The organism is Rhodococcus sp. K11/5 (assembly GCF_055193735.1).
Map to the genome: position 1 here is coordinate 3,908,271 of NZ_CM143721.1, position 13,311 is coordinate 3,921,581.

A 13,311-nucleotide genomic window follows, 5' to 3' on the forward strand; every position below is an offset into this window, starting at 1 on the left:
GAACTTCGCGATACGGCCGGGCGAACATCGATGCGCCGGGTGGCCTACACTCACGGGCATGACCGACCCCCTCGTCACACGGCTCCCTGTCGGGAAACCGGTGTCCGGCGTTCGTCTGTTCACCCTGCTGGGACCGGCCTTCGTCGCCGCCATCGCCTACGTCGATCCCGGGAACGTCGCGGCCAACCTCACCGCGGGCGCTCAGTACGGATACCTGCTGGTGTGGGTTCTGGTGGTCGCCAGCTCGATGGCCGTCCTCATCCAGTACCTCTCGGCGAAGCTCGGCCTGGTGTCCGGACGCTCACTGTCCGAGCTCATCGGGGAGCGACTGGGGACCACCCGACGACGGTTGTTCTGGGGCCAGGCCGAGGCGGTGGCCATCGCCACGGACATCGCCGAGGTCATCGGCGGTGCGATCGCCCTCAATCTGCTGTTCGGCATCCCCCTGGTGTGGGGCGGGGTGATCACCGGGGTCGTCTCGATGGGCATCCTGTCGATTCAGTCCCGACGCGGTCAGCGCACCTTCGAGTTCGTCGTCGTGGGAATGCTCGCGATCATCACCGTGGGTTTCCTCACCGGCCTGTTCTTCACCGACGTCTCCGCGGGGTCCGTAGCCGGGGGGCTGGTGCCGGGATTCGACGGATCGGGATCGGTCCTCATCGCGGCGAGCATGCTGGGCGCGACGGTCATGCCGCACGTGATCTATCTCCACTCGGCGCTGGCCCGAGATCGGCACGGCGTCGAGAAGGACGGCTCGAAGCTCGATCGATTGCTGCGAGCCACGAAATGGGATGTGACGTTCGCGTTGATCGTCGCGGGCGGGGTCAACATCGGCATGCTGCTGCTCGCCGCCGCCGCATTCCGCGGCCAGGACGGGACCGACACCATCGACGGAGCGCACGCCGCCATCGAGAGCAATCTCGGTCCGGTCGTGGCCGGCATCTTCGCCGTGGGCCTGCTCGCCTCGGGCCTCGCGTCCACGGCCGTGGGCAACGCGGCCGGGGCGGAAGTCATGAAGGGCTTGCTGCGCAAGCGCATTCCCGTACAGATCCGACGCGTCGCGACGCTGATTCCCGCGCTCGTCGTCCTCGCGATGGGATTCGACCCGACGATGGCGCTGGTCCTGAGTCAGGTGGTACTGAGCCTGTTCATTCCGTTCGCGCTGATCCCTCTGGTCATCCTGACCTCGTCGTCGGCGGTGATGGGCGCTCGGGTCAACTCCCGCATCACGATCGGACTCGCGGTGCTCACGACGTCACTCATCGTGGCTCTGAACATTGCTCTGCTGTGGCTCACCGCAACGGGTTCCGACTGACGGAGCGAAAAGTCAGTACCGGGGGCCGCGCTGAACGTCGTCGACCTTGGGGCGCACGTCCACGAGGTACACGCACACGGCGACGACAGCGATGATGCCGACGATGCCGATCACCGGGAACACCAGCAGGATCATCAGGGCGATCGCGAGAATGGCGACCCAGCCCGGCTTGTTCAGCTTGTCCACGGCGGTGAACGCGTCGGGACGCTGGCGAATGGCATGGAACAAGGCGTAGCCGACGCCCACCAGGGCGATGAGCCGAAGCAGGTTGGAGATCAGGCTCGTCGCGGTGAAGGCGGTTTCCATACCCACATTCTAGACGAAAACGACCCCGCACCTGTCGGTGCGGGGTCGTTCGACGAACCCGGACGGTCGGTCCGAGAAGCGCTACTAGCTGGTGCTCTTCTTGGCCGGAGCCTTCTTGGCCGGGGTCTTCTTGGCCGGTGCCTGGGCGGACTTGGCCGGGGTCGACTTGGCGGGCGTGCTCTTGGCCGCCGGGGTCGACTTCGTCGGGGCCTTCTTGATCGGCGAGTCCGCGTTGTTGCGGGTCTTGCCCTCGACGGTTCCCGCGGCGCCGGACACCTTGTTCGAGGCCTCCTCGCCGGCCTTCTTGGCCTTCTCGCCGGCCTCGTCGAGCTCCTCGCTCAACTCGTCCGCGCTCTCCGAGACCTTGTCGGACACCTTCTCGGCGCCCTCCTGAACCTTCCCGGACGCGTTCCCGGCGAGGGCGGCGGCGCGCTCACCGACGGCGCGGGTCTGCGACGCGACGGCCCCGAGGGTGTCCTCGGTGAGATCGATGGCGTCGTTGGCCGCGGCGTTCGCCCGCTCGAGGCCCTCGTCGACGGTCGGGTTCTTGCGGATGCGCTCGACGGTCTCCTCGCCGCGCTCGGCGAGCGCGGTGTAGAGGTCGGATGCGACCTTGAGGTAGGCCTCGGCGACCTTGCGCAGCTCCTCCGGCGTGAAACGCTCGCGGAGCTCGTTGATCTCGTCGGGCAGCTCGGCCGGAAGCGCGGTGAGGCGCTCGCGGAGCGACTCGACGGACTCGGTCACGTCCTCCTGCAGATCGGCGACGCGGGCGCGGGCGGTCTCGATGCGATCGTTCACGTCGGATCCGGTGTTCTCCGCCCGGGAGCGCACCTGGGCCACGACGTCGGCCACGGCCTGCACGACGGCGTCGCCGGCGCCCACTGCGGCGTAGATCGGGGTCTTGACGGTCTCGAACTTGGGGTCGTTCATTCTTTCCCTGCTTTCGTTTCGGATGACTGGGTTACGGCGTCGGCGCGGGTGAGGGTCTCGTTCTCGCTGCGGAACGAGTAGTAGATCTCGAGCAGAACCTGCTTCTGACGTTCCGTGATGGCGTCGTCGGCGAGGACCGCGTCGGCGATGGGACTGTGCGGCCGCTCCTCGAGCAACCCGGCGCGCACGTACAGGACCTCCGAGGACACGCGAAGACCCTTGGCGATCTGACTCAGTACTTCGGCAGACGGCTTGCGCAATCCGCGCTCGATCTGGCTGAGATACGGATTGCTCACTCCGGCCGTCAGAGCGAGCTGGCGCAGCGACACCTGAGCTGTTTCGCGTTGTGCGCGAATGAAACTCCCGATGTCCGAAGTCGCCGTGCTGACGACGCGAGCTGCGATGTCCCCGGCCGCGGATACCACCGTGGTGTCCGGTTCGTCGCTGTCGTCGGTGTTCATGCGATTCACTCCTGACGTCCGTCGTTCGTGCCTCGATAACGAGGATAACGACGTGTGCTTGCTATTGCAAGCACTTTGCTAGCACCCGTTTCGCGCTACCCGAAGACCAGCTCCGACAGGGTGTAGATGACGAGCCCCACGAGGGCGCCGACGACGGTGCCGTTGATGCGGATGAACTGCAGATCACGCCCCACCTGCAGCTCGATCTTCTTGCTCGCCTCCTCGGCGTCCCAACGGTGCACCGTGTCCGTGATGACCGTGGTGATCTCGTCCGTGTAGTTCTCCACGATGTACGTCACACCGGCGAGCAACCACCCGTCGGCCTTGCTGCGGATCGCGGCGTCGTCCCGCAGCCGCTCGCCGAACCGCTGGACGTTCTCGCTGATCTTCGCGCGCAGCGTGCTGTTGGGGTCGTCGACCGATTCGACGATGAGGCGCTTGGCCACCTTCCAGGTCGCCGCGGCCAGACCGGTGACCTCCTCGCGGCCCATGACCTCGGCCTTGATCGACTCGGCCTTCGCGATGGTGTCCGGATCGTTCTGCAGATCGTGCGCGAAGTCCACCAGGAACGTGTCCGCCGCGAGCCGCAGTTCGTGCTGCGGGTTCGAGCGCACCTTCCACGTGAACTCCACGAGCTCGCGGTGGATGCGCTCCCCGAGCAGCACGTCGACGAACTTGGGCGACCAGGTCGGTGAATCGCGCGAGACGATCCGGTCGATGGTCGGCAGGGAGTTCTGCGCCCACTCGTGCGCCCGCAGCGCCAGCAGGTCCACGAGCGGCTTCTGCCGGTTCTCCTCCAGCAACGACGCCAGGACCCGGCCGATCGGCGGGCCCCACTGCGGATCACCGAGGCGGCGCACGATGGTGTTGTCGATGACCTGCTGGATGTCCTCGTCGTCGAGAACGTCCAGCACGCCCCGCAGGACCGTCGCCGTCTCTTCCGCGACGCGGTCCGCGTGCGCCTTGTCCGCCAGCCACGTCCCCAGGCGCAGCGGCACCTCAGCGGACTCGACCTTCGAACTCACCACCTCCACGGCGAGGAAGTTCTGGCCCACGAAGCTGCCCAGCGATGCACCGAGCTGGTCCTTCTTGCGCTTGATGATCGCGGTGTGCGGAATGGGGATGCGCAGGGGATGACGGAACAGCGCGGTGACCGCGAACCAGTCCGCGAAGGCGCCGATCATGCCGGCCTCGGCCGACGCCCGGACGTACCCCACCCAGGCCCCGGCGCCCTCGGACTCCTGCCATCGGGCGATCACGAACACCGCTGCGGCGAACAACAGGAACCCGGTCGCCAGGGTCTTCATCTTCCGGAGATCACGCCGTTTGACGTCGTCGTCCGCATTCATCAGGTGCACAGAGGTCATTGTGCCCGGCAGACGTCGGGTTCAACCTCCAGGTACCGGGACCGGCCGCGGGGATAGACTGGTTCCAGGTCCGCGCGAGAACACCGTCTTCGCGCGACGAAGCGCGTCACCGAACCCGGTGCCACTCGAACCGAGGTGGCACCACCCCGGCGGTGCCACCGAGCACCGCGTCGCCCTGCACCGCGATACGAACGCGGTCGCGATCGGATGGAGTACTGAACCAGTGGCGAGAAATGCTGCAGCGAACCCGGCGGGGAACGGCGTGGGACCTGCCGTCACCACGACCTCCGCGGCTGCGCCGACATCCGACGCATCGGCACCGGACGCCGACGTCGTCACCGCGACCACCGACGCGGACGCCGACACACCCAAGAAGCCACGGAAGTCTCGGGCCGCCAAGGCCACCGACGAGCGAGCCGACAAGCCCGACGGCCGCAAACGACGCTGGCGCGAACACAAGATCGCGCGACGCGAGGAGCTGGTCGACGGCACGTTGGCAGCCATCCGGGAACGAGGCCGCGAGATCGGCATGGACGAGATCGCCAACGAGATCGGCATCTCGAAGACCGTGCTCTACCGCTACTTCAACGACAAGAACGATCTCACCAACGCGACGCTCGAGCGCTACGTCGAGACGACCCTCGCCCCACGCATCTACGAGGCCATCGGGGCGCAGCTGGACGAGTACAACCTCACTCGTCAGGTGGTGACGGCGTACGTCGAGACGGTCGCCGCCGATCCCGAGGTGTACCTGTACGTCATGTCCAGTAGTTCCGGGCCCAACCGCGACGTGGTCGCCGAGTCCGAGCGGATGATCGCCGAACTGCTGGCTGCCGTGCTCGCCGAGCGACTGCGCCGTCTGGAGATGGACTTCGGTGGCTCGCTGCCGTGGGCCTACGGGATCGTGGGCAGCGTGCAGTTGGCCACGCACTGGTGGATCTCGAACAAGTCCATGAGCGCGACGGACCTGATCGACTACCTGACGATGATGGTGTGGGGCGGAATCCACGGCGTCGCGGACGCGGGTGGGTCACCGGAGAAGTTCAACTCGGTCGATCATCCCCTGGTCGACGAGAACACGGTCGACGAGAACACGGTCGACGAGAAGTAGGGACGGGTCAGCGGCCGCGTCGGTCCAGCGGAACCAGGACGACGGCCATTCCGGCCACTCCGAGAACCAGGACTCCGACCAGCGCGCCGAGCGCGTACGACTCCAGGGCGGCGGCGACGAACAGCGTCATCGCCACGCCCAGACCGAGGACCAGGGCGATTCCGGCCGCCGCGTGCTCGAACAGGCACACCACGGGTGCGACCTCGTCCTCGGTTGCGGCGGCGGGCTCGCCTCCGCCGGGGCCACCGGCGAACTGTGTGGTCACGACGATCCTCTCGCTACTTCTGGGACAACGATCGACGTACGCGGCCATAGCCGAGCGCGTCTCCCGTTCCCTTACCCCGTAAGGGAACGGGTCAACCCACCGTTTCCGTATCGGACGGGCCGGGTAGCCGACCGGGGTCCGCTACGAAAGGAAAATCTCGATGACGTCGACAGAAGCTGCGCGATCCCTCGCCGGCCGCACGGTCGCCCTGCTCGCCACCGACGGTGTGGAGCAGGTCGAGCTGACCGATCCACGGGACGCGCTCGAGCGCGCGGGGGCCACGACGGTGCTGGTGTCCCTGGCCGAGGGAAGCATCCAGGCCTACGAAGGCGACACCGATCCGCGCGATACGTTCGAGGTGGGTCAGGTGGTGTCCGACGCGACCGTCGATCGGTACGACGCCTTGGTGCTACCCGGCGGCACGACCAACCCGGACACGCTGCGCACCGACGCCACCGCAGTGGCGTTCGTCCGCGCGTTCGTCGAGTCGGGCAAGCCGGTGGCCGTGATCTGTCACGGACCCTGGACGCTGATCGAAGCGGACGTGGTGCGCGGTCGCACGTTGACCTCGTACCCCAGCGTGCGGACCGACATCCGCAACGCGGGCGGCACCGTGGTCGACGAGGAGGTCGTGATCGACGGCAGCCTCATCTCGAGCCGCAACCCCGACGATCTCCCCGCCTTCTGCACCGCCCTGGTGGAGGCCGTCGGAAAGTCGTGATCGAACCGGCGACTCAGTCGTCGGATGCGGCGGGGTCGTCGGATGCGGCGGGCGGAGGAAATCCGCCCGTCGCGATGGGCCCCCAGGTGTCGATGGCGATCCGGATCAGCGACTTGCCCTGATCCGTCATGGCCTGGCGGTACTCGTCCCAGTTCGGGTGCTCACCGGCGATGGCCCGGTAGTAGTCGACCAGGGGCTCGACCGAATCGGGTAGATCGATGACCTCGGCGGTGCCGTCGATCTGCACGTACGGGCCGTTCCAGTCGTCCGAGTGCACGCAGAGCGTGACCGCGGACTCCCGTCGGATGTTGACCGTCTTGGCGCGCTGCGGGTAGGTGGAGATCACGATGCGACCGTGATCGTCGAGTCCACACGTGACCGGTGAGATCTGCAGTCCTCCGGAACGGCGGGTGGTCACCAGCGTTGCGTGGTGACGATCGCGGACGAAGTCCTGCAGCGTGGTCAGGTCCACTCGGTCGGCGGTTGCGTACTTCGGTGCCATCACTCGAGCGTAATCGGTGCGGCCGACTCCGCTGCGCCGAGTACTCCACCGGACGCGACGATGCGCTCGACGTCGGCGGCCGGCATGGGCCGGGCCAGGAGGAACCCCTGGACCAGCCTGCATCCGCAGCGATGCAGGCTCTGCAGTTGCTCCTCGGTTTCCACGCCTTCCCCGACGACCTCGAGATCGAACGCGGTGGACAGGGCGACCACCGCGGCGATCACCGCCTCGGACTGCTCACGCGGCAGCTCCGAGACGAACGATCGATCGATCTTCACCGCGTCGAGAATGGGGAACCGCGTGAGGTATCCGAGCGAACTGTGCCCCACCCCGAAGTCGTCGAGCAGCACCTTGACTCCCGACCTGTGGAGCACGTCGAGATTCTCCCGCACGGTGGGAGTGTCCTCGAGCCACACGGATTCGGTGATCTCGATCCCCAACCGGGTGGCCGGGAGACCCGTCTCGGACAGGATGCGGGCGACGTCGGAGACGAAGCCGCGTCGACGCAGTTGCAGCGGACTCACGTTGACGCGCAACTCGATCGGACGATCGTGCTGCCATCGCACGGCGTCCTCGCAGGCCCGGCGCAGCGCCCAGGTACCGAGCGGAACGATCAGGCCCGCCCGCTCCGCGGCGGGAACGAACTCGCCGGGCCCGACGGGGCCCAGGGTGGGGCTCGTCCATCGCGCGAGCGCCTCGACCGCGACCACGCGTCGATCGGTGGTGTCGACGATCGGCTGGTAGACCAGGGAGAGCGACCCGTTCTCGATCGCGACCCGCAGCTCCGTGGCGATGGTCAAGCGGCGCATGGCTTCTCCGCCCTGCACCCGGTCGTACACCTCGATGCTGCCGGGACCGTCCTTCTTGGCTCCACTGATGGCGATGTCGGCCTGGCGCACCATCTCTGCCGCCGTGTATTCGCCGTACCCCACCGAAATACCCACGCACACCGACACACTCGTCGAATGTTCGCCCACCGCCAGCGGCCGACGGAACGCGGCGGCCACGTTCTGCGCGAGGACGGTGGCGTCGAAGCTGTTGCGCAGGTCGGGGCAGACCACCAGGAACTCGTCGCCGCCGAACCGTGCGACGGTGTCCTCGGAGCGCACGGCTCGCGTCAACATCGGCGCCACCGCACCGAGGACGGCGTCGCCGGCGGTGTGCCCGAAACTGTCGTTGATCGCCCGGAAGTCGTGGAGATCGACGAGCATCACCGCGGTCATGCTGCCGTCGTCGCGCGAGCGCGTCAGCGCGTCGTCGATTCGGCGATAGGCCAAGGTGCGGTTGGCCAAGTGGGTCAGGGGATCGTGCAGGCTTCGGTAGCGCAGCTCGCGTTCGAGTTCGGTCCGGCGCACGGCGGACGCCAACACCTCCGCGACCGTGACGAGGAACGACACCTCGTCGGGCGAGAACGTCCGCGGTGCGAGGTCGTAGACCACCAGCACACCCCAGATGTCCTCGGTGCCGCCCGTGATGGGGACCGCGACCCCGCCCAGCAGACCGAAGCTCACCATCGACGAGTTGTCGAAACGGGTCTCGGTTCGCGCGTCGGGGCACGAGACCACCTCACCACGCTCCAGCGCGTACCCCGCGAACGTGGTCGGCCCCGGCGGCAGCACGAGGTCACCGAACGGTTCGGGATCCAGTGCGGCGACGAGCCGCAGGCCGCTGCCCGGCGTCGGTGGTCGAAAGATCACGGCGTGCCGAGCCTCGACGACGGTGGAGATCGCCCGCAACGCGGCCGTCGTCAGATCGTCGAAACGTCCGGTCAGCGCGGTGCGATTCAACCCGGCGATCATGCGCTGCTCGATCGCCCGGGTGCGCAGATCCTCCAACGCGTCGGCCAGTTCGAATTCGGTGGGGCGATCCTGGGACGTTCCGCGCAGCACCGACAGCGCCGCCGTGGAACCGGGGGTGCCGTCGGCCTGCGGTACGGTGTCGAGCAGCCAGATCGACAACGCGACGATCGTGCCCTCTCCCGTTCGCAGGTTGCGGACGGTGGTGCGGCCGGACCAGTACCCGACGTCCTTCAGCGACGACGCCGCGGCGTCGATCGCGTCGACGTCGCTGTCGGCCACCAACCGGCGGCCGTGCGGACGATCGTCCCGCTCCAGTCCGAAGATCGCGCGTGCCGCGGCGTTCGCGTAGAGGACCAGCGATTCGTCGTCGAAGAGGACCACGCCGTCCGACGAGGCCGCCGCGGCTGCAGCGACCGCATCCAGGGATGCGGTGACCCGGATGGTCGCGGGACCTCGCTCCACTGCCGCACCCTCCCCTGTTCGGCCACCGTCGTGATCGGCTTCACCCACAGCCTGCCATCGATGCGAGACCATTACCGGGTTTCACGATCGGCGGTGCGCCACCGGATGGAATCCGTTGCGGTCGTGCGTCGCGGCGCCCTCACCGCCGGGTCCACTCGAGCAACTCGTCCACACTCCACGTGTTGACGATGCGTTCGGTCGGAATCCCCACGGCCGTGGCCCGTTCGCAGCCGTATCCCTGCCAGTCCAGCTGTCCCGGCGCATGGGCATCGGTGTCGATCGCGAAGACACACCCGAGCTCGAGGGCCAGTTCCATCAACCGTTCCGGAGGGTCCTGCCGTTCGGGACGGCTGTTGATCTCGACGGCGGTTCCGTGATCGCGGCAGGCCTCGAACACGGCGTGCGCATCGAACGTGGACTCCGGCCGGGTACCGCGGGCGCCTTCCACCAGCCGTCCGGTGCAGTGTCCCAACACGTCGACGTGCGGGTTGCTCACGGCGGCGATCATCCGGGCGGTCATCGTCGCCGAGTCGGCCCGCAGGTGGGAGTGGACGCTGGCGACCACCACGTCGAGCTCGGCGAGCAGGCTCTCCTCCTGGTCCAGCCCGCCGTCGTCGAGGATGTCCACCTCGATGCCGGACAGAATGCGCATCGGCTGCCCACCGACCTCGCCGGCGAAGATCTCTCGCAGCTCGTCGAGAACCTCGAGCTGCCGACGTAACCGTTCCGCGGACAGGCCGTTGGCCACCGTCAGGCGGGGTGAATGGTCGGTCAACACCCAGTACTCGTGGCCGAGCGAGCGTGCGGTGCGCGCCATCTCCTCGATGGAACTGCCACCGTCCGACCACTCCGAGTGGGTGTGCAGGTCGCCGCGAAGCGCCGCACGGAGGGCGGCACCGCCGGCGCCGATCTCCTCGGCGTCGGCCCGCAGCTGTTCGAGGTACATCGGCACCTCACCGGAAGCCGCGGCCGCCGCGACACCGGCCGTCTTGGGTCCGATTCCGCGCACGGTGGTCCAGGTGTTCGTGCGAGCCAACTCGGCCACCGCGTCGGGACCGAGTTCGTCGAGCGCCGCAGCTGCGTTGCGAAAAGCCGTCACCCGCCGGGTGTCGGCGCGGGACCGCTCGAGCCAGTAGGCGACCTCGCGCAGGGACGACACAGCTTCCATGACACGGATGGTAAACCTCGTGGTCGCGCGGTGACCGGAGGGCTCCGGACGCGACACTGCCCCTGACACCGGGTGTTCGGCGTCAGGGGCAGGTGGGCAGAAAAGCCTGTCCGGTGGTTACCGGGTGACGGTCTCGGCGCTCGGCGCACTGGGCGCCCAGCGAGCCGCCTTCATCACGCGGGTGACGGCGTCGCTGGTCACCAGAACCAGTTCGACGGAGTCGCGACTGCAGTCGTCGTCCAGCCCCGCGAGCACGGAAAGCGCTGCGGTGCCGAAGAAGTCGACATTCGTGAGATCGAGAACGACGCGTCCGACCTTGCGATGGTCGCCGCCGACGACCTCGCCGAACGTGGCCGAGTTGGCCAGGTCCACGCTGCCGGTGACGCTGAACGTGGTCGACGATGCCGAGTGATCGATGTCGATCGATCCGCCGGCCATCTCGACGCGCGATGCGGTGGTGGAAGAAGAGGAAGTGATGGTGGGAACAGACATGGTTCTCCTAATGCCGATCTAGCAGGAGAAGCAGAAGAAAGGTTGCCCCGGCCGCACGGAGTGGGCATGCACGAGAGGGAAACGAGCAACTATCGACGAAGCTTCTGGCGTCGGCTGCTGACTCAACCTGTCACCGAACCTACGCTACCGAGGGCCGGTACTCAAGCGCCGATCACTCATGCGTTCGAACGAACTGTGACACGACGACGTTTCCGCCGAGGTGGATGCGGGTAGCCTTCGCTGAATCGGGGTTGCGCATCCCCGATCGCACCAACGATCTGGGAGATGTCATGACACGGGCCATCACGGCGGAGCCGAACGAAGACGGAGCCGACGCCACCATCGAACTCGGCGTCAGCGCACACGCCGGCCAGCTCACCGTCACTCGCGCGGTCGCCGCCACGCTCGCTGCGCAGGAGGACTTCGATCTCGACAGCATCGCCGACATCCGGCTCGCCATCGACGAGTCCTGCAGCAGGTTGATCGTGCGCGCCACCGCGGGGGCACGCCTGGTCTGCACGTTCCTGACCACCGGCGACGAGTTCCGGGTGTCGGTGTCCACCACCACCGAACCCGGCGCCGATCTCGACGCCAGCGGATTCGGGTGGCACGTGCTGAACGCACTCACCGATTCTGTCTCCACCTCGCAGACGGACGAGGACGGAACGGTCTCCACCACGATCGAATTCACGAAGCGCAAGCACGGCTGGGACGCGTGACGTCACCGGAGCGCAAGAGCAAGCCCCGGCGTTCGGCCGACGAGTACGCGGACGTCGCCGAGCGCTTCTCCCGAATCAAGGCCCTCCCCGAGGGCGATCCCATGCGGCGGAAACTGCGCGACGAACTGGTCACCCGGTGCCTTCCGCTGGCCGAACACATCGCCCGCCGCTTCGACGGTCGCGGCGAGGCACACGACGACCTGGTGCAGGTGGCACGCGTCGGTCTGGTCAACGCGGTCGATCGGTTCGACGTCGAGCGCGGATCGGACTTCGTCTCGTTCGCCGTTCCCACCATCATGGGCGAGGTACGACGCCACTTCCGCGACGCCGGCTGGGCCGTGCGGGTACCTCGTCGCATGAAGGAACTGCACCTGCAGCTCTCGCGCGCCGTGGGGGATCTGTCGCAGACCCAGGGCCGCTCGCCGACGGTCAGTGAACTCGCGGAGTACCTCGACCTCGATCGCGAGGAGGTGGCGATGGGGCTGACGGCGGGAAACGCGTATCAGACACTGTCCGTGGACAGCGCCTCCGGCGGCAGTGATTCCGAGGGGCTCTCGTTGGCCGACACCCTCGGGGACTACGACAAGGAGATGGAGAACGTCGAGAATCACGAGGCGCTCCGTCCGTTGCTCGCCAAGCTCCCCGAACGGGAACGAAATGTGTTGTTGCTGAGGTTCTTCGGCAACATGACGCAGACTCAGATCGCCGAGAAGATGGGCATCTCGCAGATGCACGTCTCGCGGCTGCTCGCCCGTACGCTCGCGCAGCTCCGCCAGGAACTGCACTAGAGCGCTCCCCCGGGACGCAGTCGCCGCCGTAGAGTCCGTGCATGATGTCCTCGAAGACCGGCTGGTCCGGCGATCCGTTCGAAATCCTGCGCGCCGATCCGGCGACTCCGTTCGCGGACGTCGACACCTACGGCAAGCCCGGGTTCTCGGGGTCGAAGTCGGACGGCAAGGCCTGGCTCTCGACGCGCGGGGAGGATCTGCGTGAGCTCCAGGAGAAGCTGTACGCGAACGGTCGCGCCGGTGACCACCGTTCCGTGCTGCTGGTCCTGCAGGGGATGGACACCTCGGGCAAGGGCGGTGTGGTCAAACACGTTCTGGGACAGGTGGAACCGCAGGGCGTCGATCACACGTCGTTCGCCGCCCCCACCGAGGAGGAACGGTCGCATCCGTTCCTGTGGCGCATCGAGAAAGCGCTGCCGAAAGCCGGGCAGATCGGCGTCTTCGATCGCTCGCACTACGAGGACGTACTGATCGTGCGGGTGCACGACATGGTGGCACCCGACATCTGGGGCGCGCGCTACGACGAGATCAACGAGTTCGAGAAGCGCGTCACCGACTCCGGCACCGTACTGGTGAAAGTCGCTCTGGCGTTGTCGAAGGACGAGCAGCGCGAGAGGCTCGCACGCCGTCTGCGTCGGCCGGACAAGTACTGGAAGTACGACCCGTCGGACGTGTCGGAACGGGCCTGGTGGAGCGAGTACATGGACGCGTACCAAGCAGTGCTCGACAAGACGAGCACCGAGCACGCCCCGTGGCACGTGGTTCCGTGCGATCGCAAGTGGTACAGCCGGGTGGCGATCACCGAACTTCTGATCGAGGCCCTCCACCGATTCGATCTGCAGTGGCCCACAGCCGATTTCGATGTCGAGGAGGAGCGTCGGCGCCTCATGGACAGCTGACGCGAG

At 67.3% G+C, this 13,311-nt stretch carries 15 protein-coding genes; 6 read left to right on the forward strand and 9 right to left on the reverse strand.

All coding sequences use genetic code 11. From position 1 onward, the window contains the following. Positions 1-58 precede the first annotated feature (58 nt). Positions 59-1,315, forward strand: a complete 1,257-nt coding sequence (locus tag ACY466_RS18200; RefSeq protein WP_463247391.1) for an Nramp family divalent metal transporter — start codon at positions 59-61, stop codon at positions 1,313-1,315. 12 nt (positions 1,316-1,327) lie between these two features. Here ACY466_RS18200 and ACY466_RS18205 read toward each other — a convergent pair whose 3' ends face one another. The 4 genes from ACY466_RS18205 to ACY466_RS18220 form a co-directional block, all read right to left on the reverse strand. Beyond that, positions 1,328-1,621 carry a DUF2516 family protein gene (locus ACY466_RS18205; RefSeq protein WP_463247394.1) on the reverse strand — a complete coding sequence of 98 codons (294 nt, stop codon included), beginning with the start codon at positions 1,619-1,621 and terminating at the stop codon, positions 1,328-1,330. An 84-nt stretch (positions 1,622-1,705) separates the two neighbouring features. Beyond that, positions 1,706-2,551: a heparin-binding hemagglutinin gene (locus tag ACY466_RS18210; RefSeq protein ID WP_463247397.1), complete on the reverse strand. Its 846-nt coding sequence runs from the start codon at positions 2,549-2,551 to the stop codon at positions 1,706-1,708. After that, entirely contained in the window at positions 2,548-3,012 is a 465-nt protein-coding gene (locus ACY466_RS18215; RefSeq protein ID WP_463247400.1) for a helix-turn-helix domain-containing protein, read from the reverse strand. The genes ACY466_RS18210 and ACY466_RS18215 overlap by 4 nt, the downstream gene beginning before the upstream one ends. 95 nt (positions 3,013-3,107) lie before the next feature. Continuing rightward, positions 3,108-4,361, reverse strand: coding sequence for a DUF445 domain-containing protein (locus tag ACY466_RS18220; protein WP_463252352.1), 1,254 nt, complete (start codon positions 4,359-4,361; stop codon positions 3,108-3,110). A gap of 241 nt (positions 4,362-4,602) precedes the next feature. Between ACY466_RS18220 and ACY466_RS18225 the strand changes: the two genes are divergently transcribed. Further along, positions 4,603-5,490 (forward strand): TetR/AcrR family transcriptional regulator, encoded by an 888-nt coding sequence (locus ACY466_RS18225; protein ID WP_463247402.1) that lies wholly within the window; start codon positions 4,603-4,605, stop codon positions 5,488-5,490. Between the two features lie 7 nt (positions 5,491-5,497). Here the strand turns inward: ACY466_RS18225 and ACY466_RS18230 are convergent, their stop codons facing one another. Continuing rightward, positions 5,498-5,755, reverse strand: coding sequence for a hypothetical protein (locus ACY466_RS18230; RefSeq protein ID WP_463247405.1), 258 nt, complete (start codon positions 5,753-5,755; stop codon positions 5,498-5,500). A gap of 160 nt (positions 5,756-5,915) precedes the next feature. On the opposite strand from ACY466_RS18230, the gene ACY466_RS18235 reads away from it, so the two are divergent. After that, positions 5,916-6,476 (forward strand): type 1 glutamine amidotransferase domain-containing protein, encoded by a 561-nt coding sequence (locus tag ACY466_RS18235; RefSeq protein ID WP_463247407.1) that lies wholly within the window; start codon positions 5,916-5,918, stop codon positions 6,474-6,476. Positions 6,477-6,489: 13 nt separating this feature from the next. Here ACY466_RS18235 and ACY466_RS18240 read toward each other — a convergent pair whose 3' ends face one another. The 4 genes from ACY466_RS18240 to ACY466_RS18255 all read right to left on the reverse strand — a co-directional run bounded on the left by ACY466_RS18240 (position 6,490) and on the right by ACY466_RS18255 (position 10,899). After that, positions 6,490-6,978 carry a PPOX class F420-dependent oxidoreductase gene (locus tag ACY466_RS18240; protein ID WP_463247410.1) on the reverse strand — a complete coding sequence of 163 codons (489 nt, stop codon included), beginning with the start codon at positions 6,976-6,978 and terminating at the stop codon, positions 6,490-6,492. Beyond that, positions 6,978-9,239, reverse strand: a complete 2,262-nt coding sequence (locus ACY466_RS18245) for an EAL domain-containing protein (protein ID WP_463247413.1) — start codon at positions 9,237-9,239, stop codon at positions 6,978-6,980. The genes ACY466_RS18240 and ACY466_RS18245 overlap by 1 nt, the downstream gene beginning before the upstream one ends. Before the next feature lie 139 nt (positions 9,240-9,378). Beyond that, entirely contained in the window at positions 9,379-10,407 is a 1,029-nt protein-coding gene (locus tag ACY466_RS18250; RefSeq protein ID WP_463247416.1) for a PHP domain-containing protein, read from the reverse strand. A gap of 117 nt (positions 10,408-10,524) precedes the next feature. Next, complete coding sequence (locus ACY466_RS18255) at positions 10,525-10,899, reverse strand: STAS domain-containing protein (RefSeq protein ID WP_463247420.1); 375 nt, start codon at positions 10,897-10,899, stop codon at positions 10,525-10,527. Between the two features lie 290 nt (positions 10,900-11,189). Here ACY466_RS18255 and ACY466_RS18260 point away from each other — a divergent pair, with 290 nt between their 5' ends. Genes ACY466_RS18260 through ACY466_RS18270 form a run of 3 tightly spaced genes read left to right on the forward strand, consistent with a single transcriptional unit; the run spans position 11,190 to position 13,305 of the window. Then, on the forward strand, positions 11,190-11,618 hold the full coding sequence (locus ACY466_RS18260; RefSeq protein ID WP_463247423.1) for an ATP-binding protein: 429 nt from the start codon (positions 11,190-11,192) through the stop codon (positions 11,616-11,618). After that, a complete protein-coding gene (locus tag ACY466_RS18265) occupies positions 11,615-12,406 on the forward strand; it encodes a SigB/SigF/SigG family RNA polymerase sigma factor (protein WP_463247427.1) in 792 nt (263 codons plus the stop codon). Before ACY466_RS18260 ends, ACY466_RS18265 begins: the two co-directional genes overlap by 4 nt. Before the next feature lie 44 nt (positions 12,407-12,450). Then, positions 12,451-13,305 (forward strand): PPK2 family polyphosphate kinase, encoded by an 855-nt coding sequence (locus tag ACY466_RS18270; protein ID WP_463252353.1) that lies wholly within the window; start codon positions 12,451-12,453, stop codon positions 13,303-13,305. Positions 13,306-13,311: the final 6 nt, after the last annotated feature.

Excerpts from the sequence above, each read along its gene's own strand:
- ACY466_RS18200 (WP_463247391.1), top strand. The coding sequence starts at position 59 with ATGACCGACCCCCTCGTCACACGGCTCCCTGTCGGGAAACCGGTGTCC.
- ACY466_RS18270 (WP_463252353.1), top strand. The coding sequence starts at position 12,451 with ATGTCCTCGAAGACCGGCTGGTCCGGCGATCCGTTCGAAATCCTGCGC.
- ACY466_RS18260 (WP_463247423.1), top strand. The coding sequence starts at position 11,190 with ATGACACGGGCCATCACGGCGGAGCCGAACGAAGACGGAGCCGACGCC.
- ACY466_RS18255 (WP_463247420.1), bottom strand. The coding sequence starts at position 10,899 with ATGTCTGTTCCCACCATCACTTCCTCTTCTTCCACCACCGCATCGCGC.
- ACY466_RS18215 (WP_463247400.1), bottom strand. The coding sequence starts at position 3,012 with ATGAACACCGACGACAGCGACGAACCGGACACCACGGTGGTATCCGCG.
- ACY466_RS18240 (WP_463247410.1), bottom strand. The coding sequence starts at position 6,978 with ATGGCACCGAAGTACGCAACCGCCGACCGAGTGGACCTGACCACGCTG.
- ACY466_RS18220 (WP_463252352.1), bottom strand. The coding sequence starts at position 4,361 with ATGAATGCGGACGACGACGTCAAACGGCGTGATCTCCGGAAGATGAAG.
- ACY466_RS18235 (WP_463247407.1), top strand. The coding sequence starts at position 5,916 with ATGACGTCGACAGAAGCTGCGCGATCCCTCGCCGGCCGCACGGTCGCC.
- ACY466_RS18250 (WP_463247416.1), bottom strand. The coding sequence starts at position 10,407 with ATGGAAGCTGTGTCGTCCCTGCGCGAGGTCGCCTACTGGCTCGAGCGG.
- ACY466_RS18210 (WP_463247397.1), bottom strand. The coding sequence starts at position 2,551 with ATGAACGACCCCAAGTTCGAGACCGTCAAGACCCCGATCTACGCCGCA.
- ACY466_RS18205 (WP_463247394.1), bottom strand. The coding sequence starts at position 1,621 with ATGGAAACCGCCTTCACCGCGACGAGCCTGATCTCCAACCTGCTTCGG.